This is a genomic window from Pyrinomonadaceae bacterium (assembly GCA_036277115.1).
GTDB lineage: Bacteria > Acidobacteriota > Blastocatellia > Pyrinomonadales > Pyrinomonadaceae > UBA11740.
Genome location: DASUNM010000024.1, coordinates 394,858 through 419,634, shown reverse-complemented (window position 1 = coordinate 419,634; position 24,777 = coordinate 394,858). Strand labels below are relative to the sequence as shown.

25 protein-coding genes are annotated in these 24,777 nt (G+C 56.8%); 12 read left to right on the top strand and 13 right to left on the bottom strand.

The genetic code is table 11. The annotated features are described in order from the left end of the window. Positions 1-124: 124 nt before the first annotated feature. Positions 125-790: a class I SAM-dependent methyltransferase gene (locus tag VFX97_15320; GenBank protein HEX5704570.1), complete on the bottom strand. Its 666-nt coding sequence runs from the start codon at positions 788-790 to the stop codon at positions 125-127. A 74-nt stretch (positions 791-864) separates the two neighbouring features. Further along, the gene (gene ligD, locus VFX97_15315) at positions 865-1,863 is read right to left on the bottom strand and encodes a non-homologous end-joining DNA ligase (GenBank protein HEX5704569.1); all 999 of its coding nucleotides are present in this window, start codon (positions 1,861-1,863) and stop codon (positions 865-867) included. Between the two features lie 295 nt (positions 1,864-2,158). Between ligD and VFX97_15310 the strand changes: the two genes are divergently transcribed. The 3 genes from VFX97_15310 (at position 2,159) to VFX97_15300 (ending at position 7,919) form a co-directional block, all read left to right on the top strand. Further along, a complete protein-coding gene (locus tag VFX97_15310; GenBank protein HEX5704568.1) occupies positions 2,159-6,880 on the top strand; it encodes a DEAD/DEAH box helicase in 4,722 nt (1,573 codons plus the stop codon). Between the two features lie 448 nt (positions 6,881-7,328). After that, entirely contained in the window at positions 7,329-7,529 is a 201-nt protein-coding gene (locus tag VFX97_15305) for a hypothetical protein (protein ID HEX5704567.1), read from the top strand. Positions 7,530-7,568: 39 nt separating this feature from the next. Next, entirely contained in the window at positions 7,569-7,919 is a 351-nt protein-coding gene (locus VFX97_15300) for a YtxH domain-containing protein (GenBank protein ID HEX5704566.1), read from the top strand. Between the two features lie 8 nt (positions 7,920-7,927). Here VFX97_15300 and VFX97_15295 read toward each other — a convergent pair whose 3' ends face one another. Then, positions 7,928-8,302 (bottom strand): hypothetical protein, encoded by a 375-nt coding sequence (locus VFX97_15295; GenBank protein HEX5704565.1) that lies wholly within the window; start codon positions 8,300-8,302, stop codon positions 7,928-7,930. 70 nt (positions 8,303-8,372) lie between these two features. On the opposite strand from VFX97_15295, the gene VFX97_15290 reads away from it, so the two are divergent. Further along, on the top strand, positions 8,373-8,642 hold the full coding sequence (locus VFX97_15290; protein ID HEX5704564.1) for a hypothetical protein: 270 nt from the start codon (positions 8,373-8,375) through the stop codon (positions 8,640-8,642). Between the two features lie 30 nt (positions 8,643-8,672). Here the strand turns inward: VFX97_15290 and VFX97_15285 are convergent, their stop codons facing one another. The 5 genes from VFX97_15285 to VFX97_15265 form a co-directional block, all read right to left on the bottom strand. Next, on the bottom strand, positions 8,673-9,770 hold the full coding sequence (locus VFX97_15285) for a type IV pilus twitching motility protein PilT (GenBank protein HEX5704563.1): 1,098 nt from the start codon (positions 9,768-9,770) through the stop codon (positions 8,673-8,675). A gap of 108 nt (positions 9,771-9,878) precedes the next feature. Beyond that, positions 9,879-11,105 (bottom strand): pilus assembly PilX N-terminal domain-containing protein, encoded by a 1,227-nt coding sequence (locus tag VFX97_15280; GenBank protein HEX5704562.1) that lies wholly within the window; start codon positions 11,103-11,105, stop codon positions 9,879-9,881. Between the two features lie 12 nt (positions 11,106-11,117). Further along, positions 11,118-11,861 (bottom strand): prepilin-type N-terminal cleavage/methylation domain-containing protein, encoded by a 744-nt coding sequence (locus tag VFX97_15275; GenBank protein HEX5704561.1) that lies wholly within the window; start codon positions 11,859-11,861, stop codon positions 11,118-11,120. 15 nt (positions 11,862-11,876) lie between these two features. Next, positions 11,877-12,371, bottom strand: a complete 495-nt coding sequence (locus VFX97_15270) for a prepilin-type N-terminal cleavage/methylation domain-containing protein (GenBank protein ID HEX5704560.1) — start codon at positions 12,369-12,371, stop codon at positions 11,877-11,879. Between the two features lie 14 nt (positions 12,372-12,385). Beyond that, positions 12,386-13,381, bottom strand: coding sequence for a hypothetical protein (locus VFX97_15265; GenBank protein HEX5704559.1), 996 nt, complete (start codon positions 13,379-13,381; stop codon positions 12,386-12,388). Between the two features lie 421 nt (positions 13,382-13,802). Between VFX97_15265 and gcvT the strand changes: the two genes are divergently transcribed. The 8 genes from gcvT to VFX97_15225 all read left to right on the top strand — a co-directional run bounded on the left by gcvT (position 13,803) and on the right by VFX97_15225 (position 20,503). Next, positions 13,803-14,924 carry a glycine cleavage system aminomethyltransferase GcvT gene (gcvT, locus tag VFX97_15260; GenBank protein HEX5704558.1) on the top strand — a complete coding sequence of 374 codons (1,122 nt, stop codon included), beginning with the start codon at positions 13,803-13,805 and terminating at the stop codon, positions 14,922-14,924. Positions 14,925-14,981: 57 nt separating this feature from the next. Next, positions 14,982-15,371, top strand: coding sequence for a glycine cleavage system protein GcvH (gene gcvH, locus VFX97_15255; protein ID HEX5704557.1), 390 nt, complete (start codon positions 14,982-14,984; stop codon positions 15,369-15,371). A gap of 4 nt (positions 15,372-15,375) precedes the next feature. Continuing rightward, positions 15,376-16,722, top strand: a complete 1,347-nt coding sequence (gene gcvPA, locus VFX97_15250) for an aminomethyl-transferring glycine dehydrogenase subunit GcvPA (GenBank protein ID HEX5704556.1) — start codon at positions 15,376-15,378, stop codon at positions 16,720-16,722. A gap of 67 nt (positions 16,723-16,789) precedes the next feature. Then, positions 16,790-18,358, top strand: coding sequence for an aminomethyl-transferring glycine dehydrogenase subunit GcvPB (gcvPB, locus tag VFX97_15245; GenBank protein HEX5704555.1), 1,569 nt, complete (start codon positions 16,790-16,792; stop codon positions 18,356-18,358). 15 nt (positions 18,359-18,373) lie between these two features. Beyond that, entirely contained in the window at positions 18,374-18,697 is a 324-nt protein-coding gene (locus tag VFX97_15240; protein ID HEX5704554.1) for a hypothetical protein, read from the top strand. Between the two features lie 12 nt (positions 18,698-18,709). Further along, on the top strand, positions 18,710-19,279 hold the full coding sequence (locus tag VFX97_15235) for a zf-TFIIB domain-containing protein (GenBank protein HEX5704553.1): 570 nt from the start codon (positions 18,710-18,712) through the stop codon (positions 19,277-19,279). A 157-nt stretch (positions 19,280-19,436) separates the two neighbouring features. Continuing rightward, on the top strand, positions 19,437-19,805 hold the full coding sequence (locus tag VFX97_15230; protein HEX5704552.1) for a hypothetical protein: 369 nt from the start codon (positions 19,437-19,439) through the stop codon (positions 19,803-19,805). Continuing rightward, a complete protein-coding gene (locus VFX97_15225; GenBank protein ID HEX5704551.1) occupies positions 19,802-20,503 on the top strand; it encodes a hypothetical protein in 702 nt (233 codons plus the stop codon). Before VFX97_15230 ends, VFX97_15225 begins: the two co-directional genes overlap by 4 nt. On the opposite strand, the gene VFX97_15220 is transcribed toward VFX97_15225, so the two are convergent. From VFX97_15220 to VFX97_15200, 5 genes are all read right to left on the bottom strand, one after another. Continuing rightward, entirely contained in the window at positions 20,403-22,304 is a 1,902-nt protein-coding gene (locus VFX97_15220; protein HEX5704550.1) for a PQQ-binding-like beta-propeller repeat protein, read from the bottom strand. The two genes, VFX97_15225 and VFX97_15220, sit on opposite strands and share 101 nt — an antisense overlap. A 290-nt stretch (positions 22,305-22,594) precedes the next feature. Continuing rightward, positions 22,595-23,011 (bottom strand): carbonic anhydrase, encoded by a 417-nt coding sequence (locus VFX97_15215; GenBank protein ID HEX5704549.1) that lies wholly within the window; start codon positions 23,009-23,011, stop codon positions 22,595-22,597. 72 nt (positions 23,012-23,083) lie between these two features. Beyond that, entirely contained in the window at positions 23,084-23,704 is a 621-nt protein-coding gene (locus tag VFX97_15210) for a hypothetical protein (GenBank protein ID HEX5704548.1), read from the bottom strand. Then, positions 23,701-24,177 (bottom strand): hypothetical protein, encoded by a 477-nt coding sequence (locus tag VFX97_15205; GenBank protein HEX5704547.1) that lies wholly within the window; start codon positions 24,175-24,177, stop codon positions 23,701-23,703. Before VFX97_15205 ends, VFX97_15210 begins: the two co-directional genes overlap by 4 nt. Positions 24,178-24,222: 45 nt before the next feature. Beyond that, entirely contained in the window at positions 24,223-24,675 is a 453-nt protein-coding gene (locus VFX97_15200) for a hypothetical protein (protein ID HEX5704546.1), read from the bottom strand. Between the last annotated feature and the right edge of the window lie 102 nt (positions 24,676-24,777).

Here is a 24,777-nt window from a genome sequence, read left to right as displayed (position 1 = left end):
GCGTCGATTTGAGTTTAGCCCGGCGTTTTAACGCCGGGATCGCGGCAACCGTCTTTTTCTAGTCGCGTTAGCGACGTCTGACATCAACCGTCGCTACGCCACGAAATCTGCCCATCGCCCTCGCTCACGGTCGGGCTTCTGACGCTTGCTTCAATCCAAACCATTGAAAAGCCTTCGCCGGATTCCCGTTCATCGTGCGCACATCGATGTTGTCCAGCGCAACCGTGCGGAAGTCGCGCGTCAGTTGCTCGAACCAACATGGATCGTGGTGACGAACTGTCACGCCTTCAGGCAAATCAAATACTCCGTAAGTGCCGTACTTCGCTTCATCACGGTCATATCGCTCGCGATTTCGCTCGTCGGTTTGCAGCCAGAGGTCGCTGATGTAAAGCAAGCCGCCAGGTTTTAGCACGCGTTCAATCTCGCAAATGACGGCCACCTGGCCTTCGTCACTGGGCACGCAAGTGAGAACGCTGAAAAGAAGCGTCGCATCAACGGATCGATCGGGAAGCGCCAGAGACGGCGGGTTTGTGATCTCTTGAAAAACGATGCCCGGATAACGAGCCCGTGCCGCCGCCACCATCGCGGGCGCCGGATCAAAGCCGATTAGATCTTGATAGCCGTGTTCGAACAGAAACCCCAGGGCGCGACCGTATCCACAACCAAAATCCAGAATGCGACTCTCCGAGGTTAAGTATTGACTGAGCCGGTCGATGTTCACCGGGTGCGCGAAAGGCTTAGCGGGACCGACATCATTCCAGTAATCGATTTGCTGATCCAGGTTCGTCATGATGCAGCGCAGTGGCACCGACTTTAGTCTGAGTTTTCTCGATGGATTCACAGACTAAAGTCTGTGCCACTAATTCACTTCAGGAACGCCTTCAGATCAAAACGCTTTCGTTTATCTAACAAAGGCTTCCAGAGATCGCCGAGCTTATCAAATCTCTTCCGCACGTTGCCGAGATGAAAATCCTCGATGCGAACTCCCTTTTCGATCTCTTTCCACGTCACCGGCGTCGAGACAGCTGCTTTCGGCGTCGGCCGCACTGAATAGATCGAAGCCAAGGTCCGCCCCCAGGCGTTCTGATTGTAATCGACCAGCACGCGCCCTCTGGGACGCTTAGCGACTTTGTAAATCGCCGTGATCAATTCCGGATTCGCTGACGCCAAGTGGTGACCAATTTCTTTCGCGAGTGTCCAAACCTGCTTCTGCGTGGGACCCCGCACAATCGGCACGTAGATGTGAATACCCTTTGAGCCGGTCGTCTTCGCATATGACGGCATCTTTAGACCGTCCAGCGCTTCCCGGACAACCAGCGCCGTCTCTAAGACATTTTCCCAAGTCGCGCCCGGCACGGGATCGAGATCGAAGTGCATGTAGTCAGGCCGATCGACGTCGTCACAGCGCGCGTACCATTGGTTCAAATCGATGCAACCGAGATTGATTACCCAAAGCAGCGCCGGCAAATCCTGAATGATTGGAAAGTCGATGATGTTTCCTGAGCCGTGCTCGATCGAGCACAGCTCAATCCATTCGGGCCGCGGCGACGGCGCGCGTTTCATGAAAAAGAATTCGCCGGCCGCGCCGTTTGGATAACGCTTCATCACCATCGCGCGGTCCTGGAGATGAGGCAGGAGCACATGCGACACGTCTGCATAGTATTGAAGCAGATCGCGCTTTGTGATCTTCAGCTCCGGCCAAAAAGGCTTCTTGAGATTTGTGAGCCTGACGGTGCGGCCTGACAGCGTGACTTCAAAGTGTTCGGCGTTCTTCGGGATCTCCACGCGCTTTTGCGTCGCGCGCGCGCGCGGAGCCGCCGTGTGTTTGGCTGGATGATAATCGCGAGTAGCTTTGGTCGCCATCAGTCCAAAGATTTACACAGATTTGCACAGATAAGAAACGGCCACCTTCAAGTAGTGTCCTAATTTCAATTTTCTCTGCGCAGTCACTGCGACCTCAGCGTCTCTGCGGTGAAAAGTCTTCAAGAATACTCACCGCCGAGGCGCAGAGGACGCAGAGGGGGCGCAGAGATTTCAAAAATTCGCTACCCAGCCTTCGTCTCCTTTTTCTAATCTGTGTTCATCCGTGTAATCTGTGGATTCGAACCTTCTTTCAGAGCTTAACGCCTTGTTTCATTCATGGTACACTGGCCGCCCCATGAAAGCGCTTGAGTCATTTCACCCAGCGGTTCGCGACTGGTTCCTGAAGCAGTTCCCTGCGCCGACTGAGCCGCAGGCGGAAGCCTGGCCGGCCATCAAGTCCGGAAAACACACGCTAATCGCGGCGCCCACCGGATCGGGGAAAACTCTCGCGGCGTTCCTTTCGGCGATCGATGACCTGGTTTGGAAAGCCGTCGCAGGAACGCTGACTGATGAAACCCAGGTTGTTTACGTCTCGCCGCTCAAAGCGCTCAGCAACGACATCAAGATTAATTTACAGGAGCCGCTGAACGGAATTCAGCAGAACCTGGAAGCCGCGGGCGTCACTGGCGTGGAAATTCGCACGTTCGTGCGCACCGGCGACACGCCGGCGAAAGATCGCACGGCCATGACGAAGAAGCCGCCCCACATCATCGTCACGACGCCGGAATCGCTTTACATTCTGCTGACGAGCGACGGCGGTCGCCGCATGTTGAGTACCGTGCGCACGCTGATCGTCGATGAGATTCATGCGATGGTGGACGACAAGCGCGGGTCGCACTTGTCGCTGTCGATTGAAAGGCTCGAGGCCCTGGTCACGGACCGGTACGCAGGCCTCCGGCCCGCTGAGGATCAGGAAGCAGCCGGGACGGCTGCGTACCAGGAAGCAGGCGGGACGCCTGCGCACCCAGACCTTGTTCGCATCGGCCTGTCCGCGACCCAAAAACCAATCGAAGAAGTCGCTCGCTTTCTGGTCGGCGCCCGAAACATCGAAGCAGATGGCGCGCCGCGGTGCACCATCATCGACTCTGGCCACGTGCGCAGGCTTGATCTGGCGATCGAAGTTCCGAATTCGCCGCTCGAATCGTTGATGTCCAACGAGGTCTGGGAAGAAATCTACGATCGCATCGCCCAACTGATTCGGCAGCACAAGACGACGCTGGTGTTTGTGAATACGCGCCGCATGGCTGAACGCGTCGCGCGGCATTTGGGCGAGCGGCTGGGCGACGAAAACGTCACTTCTCATCACGGCAGCCTGGCGCGGGAGATTCGTCTGGCTGCCGAACAGCGTTTGAAGTCAGGCGAACTAAGCGCGTTGGTGGCGACGGCTTCGCTCGAACTGGGCATAGACATCGGCGCAGTCGATCTGGTGATTCAGATTGGTTCGACGCGCGCCATCTCGACCTTGCTGCAACGCATCGGCCGTTCGAATCACACGGTCAGCGGCTTTCCGAAAGGGCGCGTCTTTCCGTTGTCGCGGGATGAACTCGTTGAGTGCGCGGCGCTGATTGACTCAGTCCGGCGCGGTGAACTCGATCATTTGGAAATTCCGGAACAGCCGCTCGATATCCTCGCGCAGCAAATCGTGGCGACGGTCGCGCCCGAAGAATGGACCGAAGACGCTCTATTCGAGATGGTCACGCGCGCTTATCCTTTCCGCAATCTCAAGCGCGAGAAATTCGACGAAATCATCCGCATGCTTTCGGAAGGATTCACCACGCGACGCGGCCGCCGGGGCACGTATCTCCATCATGACGCCGTTAATCAGCGCATTCGCGGCCGGCGCGGCGCGCGACTTTCCGCCATCACCAACGGCGGGGCAATTCCCGATACGTCCGACTATCGCGTCATCCTTGAACCGTCCGAGACATTCGTCGGCACGCTGAACGAGGACTTTGCGATTGAGAGTCTTGCCGGCGACATTTTTCAACTCGGCAACAACTCGTACGAAATCAAACGCGTCGGCGCCGGTGAAGTGCGCGTGCTCGATGCACACGGGCAGCCGCCATCAATTCCTTTCTGGCTGGGTGAAGCGCCCGGTAGATCGGAAGAATTGTCGGTGTCAGTTTCGCGACTGCGGGGAGAAATCGCCGGGCGATTGGAGCAGAACGAAGATGCGGACGAGGACGTCCTGACTCCCCTCCCCGCAAGCGGGGAGGGGTTAGGGGGTGGGGTGGCAGTGCCCGGCGACCCGGATAGGGGAATAGAAACGCGCGTAATCTATGGTTCCGCACTCCAGTACCTTGTTAATGAGCTCGGTCTTTCACAAAGCGCGGCGGAACAAATTGTTGAGTATCTCGCGCTGACGAAAATTGCCTTGGGCACCATGCCGACTCAGGAGCAAATCGTCGCTGAGAGGTTTTTTGACGAGAATGGCAGCACCCACGTCGTCATTCATGCGCCGTTCGGCAGCCGGCTGAATCGTGCGTGGGGGCTCGCGCTCCGCAAACGATTCTGTCGCAGCTTCAATTTTGAGCTGCAAGCGGCGGCGACTGAAGATTCGATTGTACTCTCGCTTGGACCGACTCACAGTTTTCCGCTCGAAACGATTTTCAAGTTCCTGAACTCTAAAGGCGTGTGCGACGTGCTGACGCAGGCGCTGCTGGATGCGCCGATGTTCAATATTCGTTGGCGCTGGAACGCGACCCGCGCCCTCGCAATTCCGCGCTGGCGCAGTGGCGGCAAAGTCGCGCCGCAACTTCAACGCATGGCCGCCGAGGATTTGCTGGCGCTTGTCTTTCCCGATCAGCTGGCGTGCGCGGAAAACCTGACTGGACCGATTGAAATTCCGGCGCATCCCCTGGTTGAGCAAACTGTGCGCGACTGTTTGGAAGAGGCGATGGACATTCGCGGGCTTGAGCGTCTGCTGCAATCGATCGAGCGGGGCGAGAGGACACTTATCGCGCGGGAAATGAACGAGCCATCGCCGCTTGCTCAGGAAATCTTGACGGCGAAGCCGTATGCATTTCTCGACGATGCGCCGGCGGAAGAGCGGCGCACCCTAGCGGTCATGAATCGGAGGTTTCTCGATGCTGAGACCGCAGCCGATTTGGGCCGGCTGGATCAGGCGGCAATCGACCGCGTACGCGAAGAAGCATGGCCGTATGCTGAGAATGCGGACGAGTTGCACGATGCCCTGATGCAGCTCGGGTTCATGACGGTCGAAGAAGGCCGGAAGAGTGGTTGGGAAGAGTTGTTTGATGAGCTGGTGCGTGATCGCCGGGCGACTGTGCTGCAGCCTTCCGCCTGCGAAACACCGGGAGGATCGCAGACTGAATTCTGTGCCGCTCACCTCTGGGTTGCCGCAGAACGTTTGCATCAATTGCGCGCGGTTTATCCGGACGCGACTCTAAATCCCCAAATCCAGCCACCGGCGAGTTACGCAAACGAGACCTGGACGCCTTTGGAAGCGCTCGTTGAAGTTCTGCGGGGGCGACTTGATGGACTCGGTCCGGTCACTGTTTCTCAGCTCGCTGATTCGTTTTCGCTGCCACCAAACCAAATTGAACAGGCTTTGGCGAAGCTTGAGGGCGAAGGATTTGCGATGCAGGGACAGTTTACGCCTTCGAACGGTACGCAGGCGTCCGCGCCTGCTCAGGAAGGGCGCGAGGACGCGCGCGTACCAACAGAGTGGTGTTCGCGTCGTCTGCTCGCCCGAATTCACAGCTACACGCTGAACCGCTTGCGCAAAGAGATTGAACCGGTTTCGGCAGCCGACTTTATGCGGTTCCTTTTCGTCTGGCAAAAGGTCACGCCTCAGCACAAGGTCGAAGGCCCGCAGAGTGTGGCTGCGATCCTCGATCAACTGGAAGGTTTCGATGCTGCGGCTGGTTCCTGGGAATCTGAAATCCTGCCGTCGCGAATTACCGATTACGACCCGGCGTGGCTCGACGCTTTGTGTCTGTCGGGCCGGCTGACGTGGTTGCGTCTGTCGCCGCCAAAGATTTCTCCTGAGAAGACGACCAGTTCGTCGCCGGTGCGCAGCACTCCCGTTGTACTACTCAATCGAAAGAACGTACCGACCTGGAGCAAAGCGTTTCCCGCTCGTGAGAACGGAACGAATCTCAGCACAAATACACAGACGGTTTACGATTACTTGAAAGAGCACGGCGCGTCATTTTTCGTCGATATCGTTTCCGGCACGAATCTTCTGCCGAGCATGGTTGAAGAAGCTTTGGGTGAGCTCGTCTTTCGTGGGTTACTCACCGCCGACAGCTTTACGGGTTTGCGCGCGCTGCTGACACCCTTGAGCAAGACTACCAGTCGAGCGATTGAGAGCCGGCGTCGCCGCCGCAAGCCTGTCTACAGCATGGACGAAGCGGGCAGATGGGTGATCGTTCGCGCCGGTACACCGGCAGTCGGTACGCAGGCCTCGGGCCCGCAAAAAGGCGGCGATCAGCACGCCAGAGGCGGGCGTACTGAGGCGGATCGTGAATCACTCGAAGCCGTCGCAATGAAACTGCTGCAACGATACGGCGTCGTATTTCGAAAGCTGCTCGATCGCGAATCAATTAACATTCCGTGGCGAGACCTGCTGCGCGTGTTTCGGCGTTTGGAAGCACGCGGCGAGATGCGCGGGGGTCGATTCGTCGGCGGGTTTTCAGGTGAGCAATTCGCCTCGCCGGACGCGGTGCATCTGCTCCGCTCGATTCGCCGGACCGAAGCCGACGGATCCATGGTCGCGATCAGTGCCGCCGATCCTCTAAACCTGCTGGGCATTCTCCTCCCCGGACCGAGGTTGCCGCAGGCGGCATCGAATCGTCTGTTGTATCGCGACGGCGTTCCCATCGCCGTACTCGAGGCCAAAGAACTTCGTTTTCTAATCGAGATGGATGCAGCCGATCAATGGCAGGCCCGCAACGCGCTCTTGCGGCGACGCATGCCGCCGAAAGTGCGCGCTTACCTGAATCAAAGTGGAGGCACGGCTTCTCCCGCGACAGTTTCCCGCCTCACGCATTGAATCCGACTTGGCTTTGCCTCAAAGTCAGAGAGTTCAAGTCTCTTATTCACACCGGGCTTCAGCCTGTTGATCTTTGGCCGGGAGAGATCCATGAAACCGTTTTAACGGTTTTTCCATCGAACCGAGATCTTGATTATTGTCCAGCGTCTTCGCCGGGAGAAACCGTTGAAACGGTTCCTTTGCCTTAGCGGCTGTGGATCACCGGGCTGAAGCCGGTGTGAATGACAGGCAAAACCTGCAGACCGTAAACTTTCAGATCTTTACGGCAAAGCCTATCTAACCTCTGACCTCGCCTCTGACCTCGAGCCGCTGCCTAACGGCATCAGGATTGCACTCCAATTGGATTAATCGCGTTTTCAGGAGGCGCAGTGGATCATTCGCGAACACTTTCGCCAATCGTGTTCGCCAAGGCTACATGCGCGATAAATTTTCATAAGGAGAGTGCAAGATGGCTTCAGACAAAACAAGCAAACGAGAACTAATCGACACCGGAACAGACAAGCGTTTCGTCAGACGGGACGATAAAGGTCGTTTCGACGATGTCGTGGATGTCGGCAAATCGCTGACTCAGGACCGTCGTCAACAAGCGGAAACGGAAGTCGAACCTGGCCAGGGCGATCGCGGCGATCAAAAACGACGCTCTGAGTAAGTCGGCGTGTAATAACCTGAATTAGAAGAAGGAGTGTTTATGAATAAGAAAATTGCTTTGGTTGGCGGTCTTGGATTGGGCGCCGCATTAATGTACCTGTTCGATCCCGATCGCGGCCGGGGACGCCGGGACTCGATTAAGGAGAAGGCCGAAGGCGCAGCTAACAAAGCCGGCGAATACGCCGAAAAAATGTCCCGTGACATACGCGATCGCGCCTCCGAGGTCGTCGCAGAAGCTAAGTCGATATTCAAGGGTGCTGACAATAAGTCAGACCTTAACGCTGTTGAGGATGACTTCGCGTCGTTGCACAGCACGCCCGCGCCATTCGGTTCGGAGCCCTCGACACCCGGTAATCTTTATCCGAGTGTTGGCGAGCCTCACGTACCGTAATTTCAATACTAGTCTGCAGGAGCGGGTGGGGTTAGCGGCACCGCCGCTGACTCTACCGGTTCCGCTTTTTCTATCGCCAGATAGATTGGACCGGCGCCGAACAACTCGACCATCCACGATCCGAATCCGCGCTTGTTCCAGATCCTGTAGTGCGCTTGCTCGCCGGGCTGGATTTCAAACTCGATATTCCTGCTGTGAAATGTGTTGTCTGCGCGAACCGTATGATTGCCTGGTTCGACATCGATGACCAAAGCTTTCCCACTCTTGAGCACAGTCAACTCTTTACCATCGAGCGCGAGCTTGATTCCCCGCGCCAGATGATTGCCTTCGTCATTGTGCGTAATCCGCAGTTGGCCCTTATGAGTCGTCGCTTCCGCAGTCATACGCTAATGTTAGACCTGGTTACGAACAAAGTCTCTGAGCTATTGTCAACAAGGCTTTTCTGCGGACTCTATGGAAGCTTTAGGCTGCGAGACATGCCGGACCATTCCCGACTTTGCCGCGGCGAACCTGCGTGAAGGCGAGGTATTGCCCCGCGGCGTCGCAGGCCTGGTGGATGCCTATCCCACCCCGGAGGGATTCTGGGACACGAGTAAGGAATACGAGATTACTAAGAAGTGTCCGCAGTGCGGCCAACTCTTCACGTATCATTACTCTTACGAGTTTTCGGTAGGTTACGTGGAAGAAAATGTGTGGATTGAACGCCACCAGAAGTCGAGCTAGTGCGGAACAAATCGCCGCGGTCCCGAGCAGTTAGTTCACAGCTGAACTGCCTGCGACTCGCGGCGTGTTAGTGATGCCGGACATCTGTTTGGCCGCGCTGCGCCGGCGCAGGAAGTTCATCCCGTCTTCCTTCGAAATCAATCCCTTGTTAATCAGGTCGTGGGTGGCCGTTTCAAATGTGGCCATGCCGAGACCACGACTGGTCTGCATCACGGTCGCGATTTGATGGGTCTTGCCTTCGCGAATCAGGTTCGCGACGGCCGGGACATTGACCATCACTTCCATCACCGGAACTCGACTTTGTTCGCCTGAGCGCGGCAATAACGATTGAGCTACCACTCCGCGTAAACTCTCGGCCAACATCACACGAATCTGTGACTGCTGCGTCTCGGGAAAGACGTCGATGACCCGATCGATCGTCTTGACCGCGCTGTTGGTGTGCAAGGTCGCAAACACCAGGTGGCCGGTTTCGGCAGCGGTAATGGCGAGTGAAATTGTCTCGAGGTCGCGCATCTCGCCGACGAGAATGATGTCCGGATCCTCGCGCAGCGCCGCGCGCAGTGCCGCTGCAAAGGATTTCGTGTGGCTGGCGACTTCGCGCTGACTGATCAGGCACTGGTGGTTCTCGTGGACAAATTCGATCGGGTCTTCGATCGTGATGATATGCGACTGCTGCCGCATGTTTATTTCGTGGATAAACGCAGACAGAGTCGTGCTCTTGCCTGAACCCGTCGGCCCGGTCACTAAAATCAAGCCCTCGGATACGTTAATCAGATCAGACAATTGGTCCGCCAGGTTCAATTCGGAGATTGTTTTAACTTGTTCAGGAATCAGCCGGAAACAAGCTGAGATCCCGTGACGCTGCATAAAGACGTTGACGCGAAAACGTCCCACGCCCTGGAGTGGATAGCTAAAGTCCAGATCCATCCGTTCATTGAAGAGCTCCTGCTGGCTGTCGCTAAGAACTTCGAAGATCAAACTCTTACACGTGTCAGCCGACACACTCTTGTAGTTTTGCTTGACCATTTCCCCGTTGATGCGCATGAACGGCGCAGAGCCACTGGTGAGGTGCAAGTCGGAAGCTCTCTGTGAGCGCATGAGTTTGAGGAGGTCGTCGATTCTGGCCATGTTTTTTCTCGCTAAGGGCAAAGCCGGCGTGCAACCAGCGTGAAGGGAAGGGTTTGAAGGAATAAGGTGGGAGATCCTGTTCAGTTTAGTATTCGTGAATCCGTCAGTTTAATGTTCGTGAATGCCGAGCACGCGCGGACCGGTCGTGTTCATGGCTTGTCGCAGGGCGGTCGAGTCGTACTTCATTGTAGAAGTACCACCACCGTTGGTGTCGAAGAATGGTGGGAGGAAACCGCCGGTTGCGTTGAATCGAGCCACCGCCATGGCTCCGTAAACATCCCCGTTGCCGCCGCCATCTCGCTCAACACGTCCCTCTCCAAGGACCAGAATCAGCCCATTGAAATTGGGGTTGCCGGCCATCGTCAGAGTACCGGTGACAATCAGCAGTCCGGATCCGCCATCCAGGTCGCAATCCCCATCGACGAAGGTAAAGCCCTCGGCATTCCCGTCGAATGAGGTGAAATAACGACCCTGAACGATCGCGTCGGCTTTTTGCTCTGCGACAAACAAGCGGGCGTCGTTGACGTTTTGCAACCACACGGGCAGCGATGAAATATCGATTTTAGCGGCCTTTGGAAGTTCTACAGTCTCTTTCCCGTCGGAAGCCTCTTCGATCGCCAAGTCACCATCGCAGGTCGAGCCGAACGCCGGAAGAATTGTGGTGCTAGTGTTGTCGTGCCCCGAATAATCCTTGGCATTACTGTCGCCGATGTCAAAAGTCATTGCCGCGCAATCGTCAGCGCCGCGCATCATCAGCATAGCGGGAGCGTTGTAGTCAAAAGTCGTGCGGCGAATGATGGCTTCCATCCGTTTCTCCGCTCCCTTCGGCCCAAAGCCTCGGACACGAATCAGGAGTCGCGATGGTTCAACGCCATTAGCCGTCCCATCCGGATCAAGTATTTGAACCGAATACGCCAGGCCGTTCAGCGGCGAGTAATTTGCGGTCAGCGGCACACGATTATCACCATTGGCCCCCACATAACTGTAGTTCAGCCATCCGGACAAGCGCGCCGTGGTGCTGTTGTCGCCCGGCAGATTGGAGCTCGCCGCCGTTTTGGCGCGAAGAAAAGTGATTTGGCTGCCGGCGGGCATGCCAGGCTGTGGATTCACGTTGCCCCGCAAAATGTTGAGGGTGTCCTGAATGCCGGCCTCGGCGCTGTAATACGCCTGCCTCTCAGCGGTAGCATCGATCGCGGTTCGGTTCGACAAGCTGGTGACCAGCACCAGTGCCCCACCCGTCGCCAGCATCAGCGTTGACATCATCAACACAGTTATCAGCGCGGCGCCTCGTTGGCTTTTGTCTCGACCGTTGCTTTGGACGTTCTGAATGTTCATCGCAGTCTCCAACTAGTAAGTTGTCAGGTTCGCATTGCGCAGTGTGACGTCGCTGGTTAACAGAAGGTTATGCGCCGGTTGATATCCGGGGCTGCCCGGCGCGCCCGTTTCTGATTGCTGCACACAAACAGCGATTACCACGTATCGCGCGGCTGCGGGCGCCACCTCAGCGGCTGAGGCGTTCTCGATGTCACAGCAGCGCGCGGCCCGACTCGTGCCGCAATTCGGTGTGGTGTAAGTAACCCTTTGCGCGAAGTAGTGCACTCTCATCCGGTCGAGACGATTTGCCACCACTGTCGATTCGGGGCCGTCCTGGGCATACGGATCGTAGCGGGCCAGCAAGGTGGTAGTTCCCGCCGGGTGAATGAAGTACTTAACGTCTTCGCCGGAATCCCAGCCCGGCTCGCCTATTCCATTTCTGGCTGCGGCGGGAGCGTCCGTGTCGTATCTGTTCAGGTTGGCGCGCACGCGAATCATGCTGTTGCCGTTTCCATCTACCACCGAATCCTCCGGCACAATGCCGTTGTCGTTGATATTGAAACCGGCCTGTGCAATTTCACGCGACATAATATTGATGGCCCGCTCGGCATCGGCCAATGCGTCGACATTCTCGTTTGAGCGTGTGCGCATATTCAGCGATTGCGCGAGCAATGTGGTCGCCACGGTCAGCACCAACAACGTGATGGTCATCGCGATGATCAATTCGAACAATGAGAAGCCGTCTTCCGATTTTTTTGTTCTCAATCTTTTGCTCATGGAATTAACCTCTCCTCAAAGTGCACGATTAGGACCAACCACCGGGGACGTCCGCTGAGAAATAATTCTCACCGATCCAAACACCGACGTAGTATTGCGCGCCACACTTTCACTGTCGCTCCAGGGAGTGACGCGGACCTCGATCGTCTTTGTCCGCGCCGTCCCCGCCTGGACGTTCAAATCGGTGATCGTAGTCACCACCTGGTAACTTCGGCCTCCGCGCGTAAGCGTGCTGGTAAGCCCGTTGACACCTGTGGCATTCAGCGCAGCGTCATTGAAGGCAGCGTTTTTATATTGTTCCATCGTCTGTTGTGCCACCGCCATCGAGAGCTCGCGATCCCGGGCGCTGCTGTTGTTTCGCGCGGCATAGAAGAAGCACGCGGCTACTCCTAAACCGGCGATGGCCAACACCACCAACGCGATGGACGTTTCGAGCAACGTAAAGCCCGCTTCGTTGCTTCCAGCTGTGCGCTGCGTCTTGCGTTTCGGAAATGAAAATTTGCGATTCACAATTATCTCCCAGGTTACGGAACCGTTATTTCAACGGTCTTGGATGTGCAGCCGGTCGCTGAGAATGTGACTGAACCGGACTGCTTCTTGACCGTAATCGTGAATGATCCGGCAGCGGTGCCACTGACGCTTCGCGAAGAAGGACTGACCTGAATCTGACCGCTGTTACTCGAATTCGCATTGATCGTGCCGGTGCCGGTTACGTTGGTGCGGTTCACGCTAACCGAGGCCGAACCGTCCTGGACGATCGTGATTGCGTCCGGAGCGTTAATTACACAAGTCCCAGGCGTCGGCGATGCGGCCGGTGACGGCGATACGCCCGGTGACGGCGACGTAGTTGGCGTCGGGCTCACTGTCGGCGTCGCCGTGGGCGTCGCAGTTGGCGTTGGCGTCGGGGTCGGACTCACTCCCGCTGTTGGTGACGGACTTGCGCCTGGCGAAGGCGACGGCGATGGCGAGCCGTACCCGGAGCCGGGCGTCGCACCGGGCTCAGGCAGCACACTGCCGCCCGTGCCCGTTATCGCGGGGGCCGGAACTGAAGCGTCAAAGAATTGCTCTGTATCAAAGGTAACGTCGCCTGATCCGGTGACATGTATGTTTACCTGGTTCCTGCCGTTGTCAAATCCGAACGACTCTTCCTGCGGGATGCGGCCGCGCCAGTCGAACGCGATGGTTTTTATCGTAGTAAAGGTGACCCCCTGCTCGAGATCGAAATTCCGGGTGCTGACCGCCCCGAAGCCGTCCCAATCCAGGGTGATGGCGTAGGTGTTGTTGTCGAGAACGGCAACCGTCGCTGCGTTGGCGGGCGCAGCATGCCGGCGGACGGAGTCTGCACGCGATTTTTCTACATAGGCTGCGAACTGTCGCGCCGAGTTTACAAGACGAACGTGATCGCGGGCACGCGTGATGCCAACTACCGCGAAACCCGTGATGATCATCACCAGGGCAACCGTGATTACCAGTTGTAGTATGCTGAATCCGCTTGCGTTGATGCGTGCCGTTCTTTTCATAATCTTGGTCGGCGCCTTTCCGTCATTTCAAGTGCCCTCTGCAGAGGGACGGGCGCTGTTACTTGGCAATGACCATGCCAGCTAACTTCACGCGGGTTTTGCTGAGGATTTCTGCGAGTGTGCCGCAGGATGGCAATTCAGGCGTAACTTCGGGTGACAGTGAGTGGAAGTTCGCTTCCCAACCAATGTCGCAAAGTCCAAAGTCCAAAGTCTAAGGAAAGCCCTCCCTCTGCCCTAACCTCAAACGTCGCCGCGTTTTTAGTCCGGGCTCACACGGGAGGGCAATCGACCTTGGACATGTGACGTTGGACATTGGACTTGTCCGGGCGTTGGACTTTGGAGTAACCCGCATGTTAGTTTCCGAATTTACCGGATCGTTTATTGAAAATACTTCCCTCTGCAAGTGAGGTTTTGCGCACAAGTGTCAGCACCCGCAGTTGATTTGAAACGAACACCGCTAAATGAAGCGCATCGCCGCCTGGGCGGACGCATGGTTGAGTTCGGTGGCTGGGACATGCCGGTTCAGTATCCCGCCGGCACCGTTAACGAACACGTGCGCACGCGCACACGTGCGGGGCTGTTCGACGTTTCGCACATGGGCGAGGTCGATGTCCGTGGGCGCGATGCGATTGCCTTCGTTAATCGACTGACGTCGAACGATGTTTCGAAGTTAGTAGATGGTCAGGCGCAGTACACAGCGTTAACGACACCGCAGGGCACGGTGATTGACGATTTGCTGGTCTACCGCATGGCCGAAGATCACCTGCTGCTGGTGGTGAACGCGGGGACAACCGACAAAGATTGGGAATGGATCAAATCGCACCACGCCGGAGAAAACATCGAGTTACGCAACGCGAGCGCTGAGTATTGCCAACTGGCGCTGCAAGGTCCCGAAGCAATTTCAATTCTCCAACAGCTAACCGAAACCAACCTGGAAGAGATTAAGTATTACCACTTCACCCTGGGCAAGGTTGATGGAATTGACGCGATCATTTCGCGCACCGGTTACACAGGTGAAGACGGTTTCGAGGTTTACGCCGCCCCGGAAAAGGCTGAACAACTCTGGAACAAGATTCTCGACGCGGGAAACTATGGAACCGATGAGGGCGTGATGCCGTGTGGCCTCGCCGCGCGAAACACTTTGCGGCTGGAGGCGGGCATGGCCCTGTATGGCCACGAGATCGACGAGAACACCACGCTGCTCGAAGCAAACCTCGGCTGGATTACGAAACTAAACAAAGGCGACTTCATTGGCCGCGAGGCGCTTGCGAAACAAAAAGAGGAAGGCATCAAACGGAAGTTGATCGGTTTTGAAGTCACCGATCGCGGCATCGCGCGTGATGGACAGGACATTCTGGTAAACGGCGAACGTGTCGGCCGCGCTACTTCGGGAAGCCCGGCGCCTTTCCTGAAGAAGAACATCGGCATGGGTTACGTGCCCAGGGAACTTTCGGCGGTTGGCACTGCGATCGAAATCGATGTGCGCGGACGGATGGTCGGTGCGCAAATTGTGCCGCTGCCTTTTTACAAGCGAGCTAAGTAGTAGTAATTTTGCTGACTTCTGATTTTTGATTTTTGACTTCTGATTCGAGGAGAGTCAATGGCTAACGTTCCCGATAATCTTCACTACAGCAAGGACCACGAATGGGTCCGCGTCGAAGGCGACACGGCGGTGGTCGGAATCACTGATCACGCTCAGGAACAACTGGGCGACGTGGTTTACGTCGAACTACCGAAGACGGGCGAAACGTTTCCGGCGCACGAATCATTCGGCTCAGTCGAATCGGTCAAAGCCGTGTCGGAAATTTTCACGCCCATCTCGGGCACCATCACTGAAGTGAACGATTCACTCAACGACGAGCCCGAAAAAGTGAACAAGGATCCGTACGGCGAAGGCTGGATGATCAAAATAAAGATGAACGCCGCCGGCGAAGTGGACAGCCTTTTGACCGCCGCCGAATACGAAGATTTCACGAAAGCCGAAGAGTAAAGCGTTGCGCTACATTCCCAACTCGCCCGACGAACGCGCCGAGATGTTGCGCCAAATCGGTGTCGCTTCAATAGAAAACCTATTCGATTCAATTCCGGAGGAGCTGCGGCTGCGCGGCCCTTTGGCGGTTCCGGCCGCGCTTTCGGAATTGGAGCTGTTGAAGAAATTCGATGCGATGGCGGTCCATAACGAAGCCGCTCGACGCATCAGCTTCCTCGGTGGCGGCGCATACTCGCATTACAGTCCGACGATTGTTGACCATTTGATTTCGCGTTCAGAATTTTTCACCGCCTACACGCCTTATCAGCCGGAGATTTCCCAGGGCACGCTTCAGGCAATCTTTGAATTTCAGACTCTCGTGTGTCAGTTAACGGGGATGGATATCGCGAATGCGTCGATGTACGACGGCTCGACCGCGATGGCCGAGGCCGTCTTGATGGCTGAACGGGTGACGAGACGTTCGAAGGTCATCGCGTCATCCGCGATTCATCCTGAGTACCTGCAAGTCGCGCACACGTATGTGCAGCACGCCGGCATTGAACTACAGCATTCGCCGTATTCGACTGAGACCGGGGCGACGTCGGCGGACAGTTTGACCGGCCTCGACGACAAAACGGCGGCGGTCGTGGTGCAGTCACCAAACTTCTTTGGCTGTGTCGAAGACTTGCAGGCTCTGGCCGACAAGGCTCACGCGGTTGGCGCATTGCTGATTGTGGTGGTCACGGAAGCGATTTCGTTTGGTTTGTTGAAGTCGCCCGGCGCTTGCGGCGCGGACATCGTCGTCGCCGAAGGGCAGTCGTTCGGCGTGCCGCTTTCTTTTGGCGGGCCTTACGTGGGCTTGTTCGCGACACGCGACAAATACGCGCGCCAAATTCCCGGTCGCCTGGTCGGGGAGGCTTTCGATGCAAAAGGTCGCCGCGGCTACGTGCTGACACTGGCGACGCGCGAACAACACATTCGCCGCGAGAAAGCCACGTCGAACATTTGCACAAACGAAGGACTGATCGCACTGGCGGCGACAATCTACCTGGAAACGATGGGCCCGCGCGGCATTGAAGAAGTCGCGCAGCAATGCGCGCAGAAGGCGCATTATGCCGCGCGCAAGCTTGCGGAAATCGAAGGCTTCTCGCTTCCCTTTTCCGCTCCGTTCTTCGACGAGTTTGTCGTAAGCGGCCCCGGCGAGGCAGCAACGCTCCTGGCAAAGCTCGCGAGCGAAAGAGGAATCGACGGCGGAATCGCGTTGTCGCGTTACGACCCGCGACGGCCCAACGATTTTCTGGTTTGCGTGACCGAGACGAACACACGCAAAGATATTGATGCGCTGGTCAGTTCATTACGCGAATTGGTTTAGAGGCGGGCTACCGCCCGCCATCAATCGAATGAAACAGCGGGCAGTAGCCCGCCTCTAAACAATCGGAATGAGTATTACCAAGGTCACTTCTCACATCAGCCCTAACGAGCAACTCATTTTCGAGCGCTCGCAGCCCGGACGCGCGGGTTTCAGTCTGCCGCCCCTGGACGTGGATGAGACGCCGCTCGAAGAGATGATTCCGCGCGAACTCCAACGCGATGACGCGCTCGCCGGCATGCCGGAAGTCACTGAGGTAGACGTGATTCGTCACTTCACGCGCATTTCCACCTGGAATTATTCAATCGACCTGGGCATGTATCCGCTGGGCTCGTGCACGATGAAGTACAACTCGCGGCTGAATGAGAAGGTCGCGCGGATCGCCGGTTTTGCGAATCTTCACCCACTCGCGGCTGAGGCCGAAGCACAAGGCGCCCTGGAAGTTATCTACGAGCTTCAGCAGCACCTTGCAGAAATCACGGGCTTGCCGGGCATTTCGTTGCAACCCGCCGCCGGCGCGCACGGCGAGATGACCGGCATCATGATCATCCGCGCGTTTATCGACGCGCGCGACGGCAAGGAGAAGTCGGCGCAACGTCGCACGATGCTGATTCCCGATTCCGCCCACGGTACGAACCCCGCTTCAGCTCATCTGTCAGGTTTTACTGTTAAGACCATCAAATCGACTGCGGAAGGCCTGACTGATCTCGATCACTTGCGCGAACTGTGTGCGCACGGCGAGGTCGCCGGCTTGATGCTGACTAACCCCAACACGCTCGGTCTGTTTGAAAAGAACATTCAACAGATTTGCGACATCGTTCACGACGCCGGCGGTTTGGTTTACATGGACGGCGCGAACATGAACGCGCTGGTCGGTGTGGCGCGACCCGGGGACATGGGCGTCGATGTAATCCATCTGAATCTGCACAAGACTTTTTCGACACCGCACGGCGGCGGTGGTCCGGGTTCAGGCCCTTGCTGCTGCACCAAAGAGCTCGAACCGTTCTTGCCGGTGCCGCGGATTGTTCAACTGAGCAATGGTGAAGTCAGTACCGGGAGCGGTAGCGACCGGGTCTTCAAATTGGATTTCAACTACCCGCAATCGATCGGCCGCGTGAAAGCGTTCTACGGAAACTACGGCATGATGCTGCGCGCGCTCGCTTACATCCTGACGCACGGACGAGACGGATTGCGCGAAGCGACTGAGGCCGCAGTGCTGAATGCGCGCTACATCGCGCATGGCCTGGTGTCAGATTACGAAAAACCCTTCGATGGCGCGCCGATGCACGAAGTCGTCTTCACCGACAAACGCCAGGCGCGAAAAGGCGTGCACACGCTCGACATTGCCAAGCGTCTGATCGATTACGGCTTCCACCCGATGACAATTTATTTTCCGTTGATCGTTTCCGGAGCCATGCTCATCGAGCCGACGGAATCAGTCGGCCATCAGGAACTCGATCAATTCATCGAGGCCATGCGTTCGATTGCGAAGGAAGCTTTGGAGGATCCGGAACTCGTTTTAAACGCGCCGCACTCGACTCGCATCGGACGCCTCGATGAAGCCGCGGCCGCGCGCAAGCCAGTGCTTCGTTGGAAGCCGGCGCCGGCGGAATCCCACGCAACCGCTACCCAGTCCTAAACGCGGGAGACGAACATGTCCGCACAACAACCCTGGACCGGCATTCAGATTGAAACCAGTTTCTTTCCCCTCTCGTTTATTCTTTACGCGTGCACGCCGACTATCATCATTGATGGTGAGGCGACGCGACGCGCCTGGGGCATACACAGCTTTCCCACGGCCGGCGGCTTGCACAACGTGAGGATCTTTTTTCACTACTTGTGGATGCCGACGTGTGGTGATGCGTCAATCAACGTTGTCGTCCAACCCAACTGCGTTCACCGGATCGTTTATGAAATGGGGCCGTGGATGCTCTCGCCAGGATCAATCAGAGAGTTGCCGCCCTTTCGCTTTCAATAATCTTCAAGCTTTATGGATTCCAAAAATAAATTGAATTGCCCGGTCGATAAAAACGCCGAACTTTTGCGCACCGAGCTGGAGCCGAATCTCTCGTCGTTCAGTTGTTACGAATGCGAAGGCCACTGGATTCGCGGCAAAGAGTATTGGGCCTGGGTCGAAGAGCATGCCACGGACCGCGCGGAGCAGCTGCATGAAGAGGAAACGCTTTCGCTGGCCGAACCGGGAGTGCCGGTTGATTGTCCGGAATGTCGCTTTCGCATGGTGAAGTACCTGGTCGGGCGCGGGCTCGACTTCTCGGTCGATCATTGCGCCGGCTGCAAAGGCATTTGGCTGGACCGCAACGAATGGGAAGCGCTGAAGAAGCGCAATCTTCACGACGATCTGCACGGCATCCTCACTCAGTTCTGGCAGGCGGGCGCGCAGCGCGAGCAGCGAAAGAAGCGTTTGCAGCAAATCTATGTTGATCGGTTCGGCGAAGAAGACTACGAAGAAATCAAACGCATCCGGCATTGGCTGGACACTAAGACAAATCGGGTAGAGTTGATCGCGTATCTCACCGACAAGGATCCTTACGAGGTGTAGAACGCTCGCGTGCGGTCAGTACCCGGAGCGTTAGCTCCTCTCCGTTTGGGAGAGGTTCGGTGAGGGTGCGCAGCATAGCGACGGGATCAGGTGAGTCTCAACACGTCGCTTTCCGGTCGCTATCACGATTTGTCGGGATACTGACACGGCGAACATGATGCAACGAGCAACAGCTTATTTCACATTGCTGACACTAGTGTCTGTTTTCGTCGATGGCTGCACCAGACAAGGACCCTCCCACGCGCGTAGCGGCGTCGTACATGGCTCAACCGCACGCGGCGAGAAAACGCGGCACATAGTGGAGGCAAAAGCCGGTCAGACTCTGGAGGTGAACATCACCTCTGACGAAAACAATGCGGTCTTTCAGGTCTATCTTCCCGGCGAGAACGGGACATTGCCCGGCGCCGGTGAAATGGATGACGCGACGAAGTTCTCTGGCAAGATTCCGTCCGATGGAAGGTACCTGATCGCAGTCGGCTCGACGCGTGGCAACGCAACGTACAAGTTGGACTACTCAGTTAAATGAGACGCATTGTGTTTCGTTCGATTGCCATCGTGCTGGCGCTGCTGGTCGGCGCATTACTGTACGACCTGTATTACCCGCGCACGGCGAAGATGCGCGAGTTCGATCCGAACGAGGTGGCGCGGCTCGAGACCGCGATGTGGCGTTCGTACTATGACAAGAAGCAAGTGCAGCTTTTTAATCAGTTGTCGGAACTGCTGCGCACGCAATATCACATGCCGCTGGTTCGCTCGAACCAGGTTGCTTACTACGCCGCCAACGCGGCTTTTGCTTTCAAAGACGGTAAGACCCAGGCTGACTATGAAAAGGCCCTGCCGGAGCTGGTCAAGTTCTACGGCGCGATTCGCCAGATAAGCGACATTCCGTTCGACGTGGATCGCGTCGCGCGCCTGGAACTGCAATGGTGGATTATTCATCGCGAGCGCTGGAAACGCGGAACCGAAGAGCTGCCGCGCGCCCTCGCGGAACTTCAGTCAGCAATCTATGGAGTGCCGGTCGAGCGAGTATTGGAGCATGGCCGTCTGCGCGCGGAAGCCATGAAGATTCGCGACACGAAAGCGGAAAACGGCGCCGCCATGACTGAAGAAGATTGGTCGAAGATTACTGAGTTGCTGCGACAGTCGTGGCATTCTCTGGCTGTGGCAGTGAAAACTTCGACGAACCTGACGCCACCGAGTAACCAAGCAAGCGGTTCCCGCTAGCCGAAAACAGGATCCCCACAACTTCGTCCGTAACGAACCGCTCGTCCAGGTCTTTAATGCGAACGGCGCGATCAGTCGCACCCGTGTGAATGTTGACGCCAGCCAAACCGTTTCCATCAACGCCTTTGAGATCGGTGTAGAAATACATCCGATCTCCACGCAGCGCCGCCAAACGCTCGCGATGCCACAGGAATCGCGAAAGCCTTTCAAGCTGCCGGGCTGGATCCAAACGATCGAGCAGACGTTCTTCGATATTCACCGACGGTCGTCTCGTCAAACGCTCGCGCACTGCGATGTTCGGGAGGTTCGGCCGCATGCGCGACGCGACTCCGAACGCGCGAAAACGATTTGTCACGTACGAACGAGCTGAGTTCGTGGCCAGGGCCTGCAAGTTGGAAAACGATGAGCGGCCGGCCAAACCTGACCAACTTAAAGACGAACTCAGGGACGATAAGCCGCGCGCGATCTGCACTCCGCGAAATGCGGTCGTCGCCACGCCGCCGTAGCGGAAATAAACCGACGCGGCGCGCGCCGCCACTGCGGCGATCGTGCGCAAAAGGCCTCGGCCCGGCGGCGAGTACTTTGCACGCCAGACGCTGCGACCGGATGCGTGATCGAACGCGGCGATCTCTTCACGTCCGCCGATCACAACTTCGTTCCGTTCGTTAAGCAGCGCGAACGCGGCGCCTTTGATTTTGTGGGGCGCGTGGCTGCGTCGCTTGCCGTTTGCGGTGTCAACCGAGATCACGTCGTCGCGATCCGCGATCACAATCGTGCCCGCGTCCGGAAGGACGATGTTTGTGATTCCCTTGTCCGCGCCTTTGTAACGCCAAAGGACCTTTCCGGTTCGTGAATCGATGGCGCTGACTCCATACGGCCCGCGCTCGACAGTTTCGCCGTCCTTCAAACGCGTGAACTGGCCGCCGGTGCGCGCGTAGATAACTCTGCCGGCAAGCACGAGTTCCGGCGTCATCCCAATATCTTTGGCTTCCCATTCGACCTCGCCGCTGTCTCGGCTAATCGCGCGCACGTGGCCACGTCCCGAGGTGTAAATGAACGCTTCGTCGCCGACCGGCGCGGCTTCGGTCAGCGCCAATCCACCCTCGTTAACTTTGTATTTTTCGCGCGTGCGTTCCTTGCCGTTGCGCGCTTCGAACGAAGTCGCGCCTTCGTAGAACAGGTAAAGCCGGCCGCTAATAAACATCGGCGGATGGTAATTGTCGAGAGTGAATCCCACGTCTTCGTTTTCGCTCCAACTCGTGGGCATCATCTCGATGTCGCTGCCCAGTTCATGTTTCCAAATCTCATCGCCGGTCGATAGATCAAGCACATGAACCATCGGCTTTCGTTTTAAGCCGCTGCTCGCCTTCCCTTTCGCGTCCCGCGCAAGCACGACCGCGAGCAAGTTGCCGTCAATGTCCACGGCCATCTGCATGACCGCGCCCTTCAACTTCTCGCTCTGCCAAATCGGATCGCCAGAAAGAATGTCGATGGCCTCGATGCGCGTGCGCTTGTCTTTCTCAAAACTGAGCAGCACCAGATCGGTTCCCGGCACCGGCGCAATCTCGTTTTCATCCAGCGTCGCGTCTTTCCGCCGCCACAGGACGTCGCCGGTCGCGCCATCCACCGCGTAGACAGATTTCTTCGTGCCGACAATGACCGCGCCGACATCTGTCGGTTGATAGAAACGAATTGTTTCGTCGAGTTTGGCCGACCAGGCCTGCGCGTTCACGTCAACCCCGCCGAGCACCAGAAGAAGCAAAAAGACGAGTGTGCGAATTGAATTGCGAATAATGTTCATGACTAACGACGAGTTTAGCTCAAGTCCAAAGGAGAGATGATGGCGGGAGAATTCGAGTTGCCGCTGGCAACTGACTCTTTCACCTCACGAAAGAGCGGGGGCAAGCCCGCTCCTGACCCCGAGCCGATTAGATTTGAGATCGCTTCCCAACTCTGAATGGCTTTCAACGTTAAGCTTCGCGTAAGTTTAGGAGTCTCAGGGTCAGGAAGGTGGGCTTGCCCCCGCTGTTTTTCCCTTCCTGTGCAAAGCTGCTTTGGATTGGCAGGCACCGGTGGTTAAGCGACTGTCAGTCACAAACCGCCTGAAACCTGTTGCTTTTCCTGACTGTCCCAGACCAATTCGACCGAACCCCATTCGTTCAGCCACAGTCCGAGTACGCGCACACCCAAATTGTACGAAAGCAGCACGCGCACGCCTTCGAGTATTTGATCGAAATGCTCTTCGCGATCGGCGTGGTTGGCCGCGCAGTCGTGATGGCCGCACAGCGCGACCACCGGCGACGCGTGATGCTTCACTGAGAAAGTCACCTTGCGCATGATTTCATCGACTACGTAGGTGGATTCCTCGCTCAGGACTTTGTCAGGACCCGGTTCAGTAATCAGATCGACATATTCAACGTTCGTGTGCAGCTTCATCCAGTCGGCGACTGGTTGCTGTACACGTCCGTCAATACAGGTGATGGCGGTGGCGAATTTGTGACGAGTCATGCGGTTTCAACAAACCGCAATTTTACCTGAGCGCGGTTAACAATCAACTTCGCAGGCCGGACGAGAGTAGCATCACGGTTGCGGAGTGAGCTTGTCGATCTCTCTTTCGATCAACGGATTCAGTCGTTGCCGCAATCTCTGAACCAGCCCGTCGGCCTGGCGAACTTCTTCATCAAGGCGCGTGCGGTTTTCGGTGGTCAGAGCGAGCAACGCGACGTAGCCGCGTCGATCGGTTTCCAGCACGCGGCGACGCGTGTCGCGTAATTCGGTGGTACGCGTGGTCCCGTAAGGGTTCAAGGTGCGTTCGACGTTTTCGGGCCGCGCGTCTTCGTCGAGTTGCGCGATGCGCGTGCGATAGAGAGTTTCCTTTTCGATTAGCTCCAGGAGGTGCCTACGTAACATCTCAGCGCGCTGTTCGGCCTGGACCAGCAGAGTAAAGCTGCTCGAGATTCTCCCTTGCGCTTCGGCCGCGACATCTTTCGCCTTGTTGAATACGGGAATCAGCTTGTCGGCGATGTCGTTGAGCGTGGCGTCGAGCGACTGTACAGACGTTCGCAGCATGCCGATTTGTTTGGCGACGTCGTCAGATGAACCGCCAGTCGCCGGATTGGCCGTCGTTTGACCGGCTGCGACTGTGGCGGAAAGTACGAATAGGGAAACCAGCATTGGTATGCTTGAAAGTCGAATCCTCATTGCATCTTCTCCTTATCGAAAGTCTCCTTATACACCTGACCGGGAACTATTTCTGCCTCAAAGTATCCTTCCGCGCGCACCGGCTGTCCCGCGATGCGCCGCAACATGACAATCTGCCCGACGTGCGTGAGAGCGTCGCCAACAGGACCTTGCACAAGTTTCTCAACCGGGCAGGCGAGCGGCGCACCGGAGGCGAGATACGAATCGAGATTTGTCGCCGCTGAAAAGAACCGCGCAATGTCTTTTTCCCACGGCAACGGTTCGGACGTTAAGTAAATCAGCTCACCCTTCATTAAATAGAGCGAGCCTTCCAATAAATCACCGATGTGCGCCAGCAGTTCACCCGGCGTGCGCGTCGTGTTATAGGCGCGAAACGAGGCGAAGTCGGGCGTCGCACCTGATATCGCGACGCCACCGCGATACACTACGGTAGCGACCAAGTGGCGTAACAATTCCCGTTTGGTGTCTGGCATAGTCAGCGCCCTACCAGAGCTCGCTCGATTCAACCGAACACCAGTCTACACGGCGTCTTCAGGACTCGTCTTCTTCACTAGACTTCGGCGTTTTTTTAAAACTCCCGCCACGATTCCTACGCAGTACAAGATCATAGTATTCAAACCCGCCCCGGCCACAATGACTCCGACTGAATCTTCGACACGTCCTGAATTAGAGAGCTGGCGCATCAGCCAATGTCCGACCGCGCTCCAGGGCAAGGTGAGAAGAAAGCTTGATCCGTACGAGATAAAAGAAAGTCCCGAACCGGTCGAACTGGCGGCGAGCAAAAGTAACAGCACTGCTACCGGGATGAGATATGGCAGGGCAAAGTAGATAGCAGGAAGTTTTTTCTGAGTCGACGATCTGCGGAACCGCGAGGCGGTGGTGGCGATGACTGCGATACCCACCACCAGCGCCACCAGCCCGGGGATGAAGAGCACTGTAATGGGATCACCGTGGAAGAACGCGAAACGCAAACTTAGCTTCCTTTACGGTAGAAGACCAACGTCAGTTGAGCGGCGCTGAAAAGCAAGGGTGAAAAAGGAAAGATGAAGGCGGGAATTTGTCTTCATTCATCC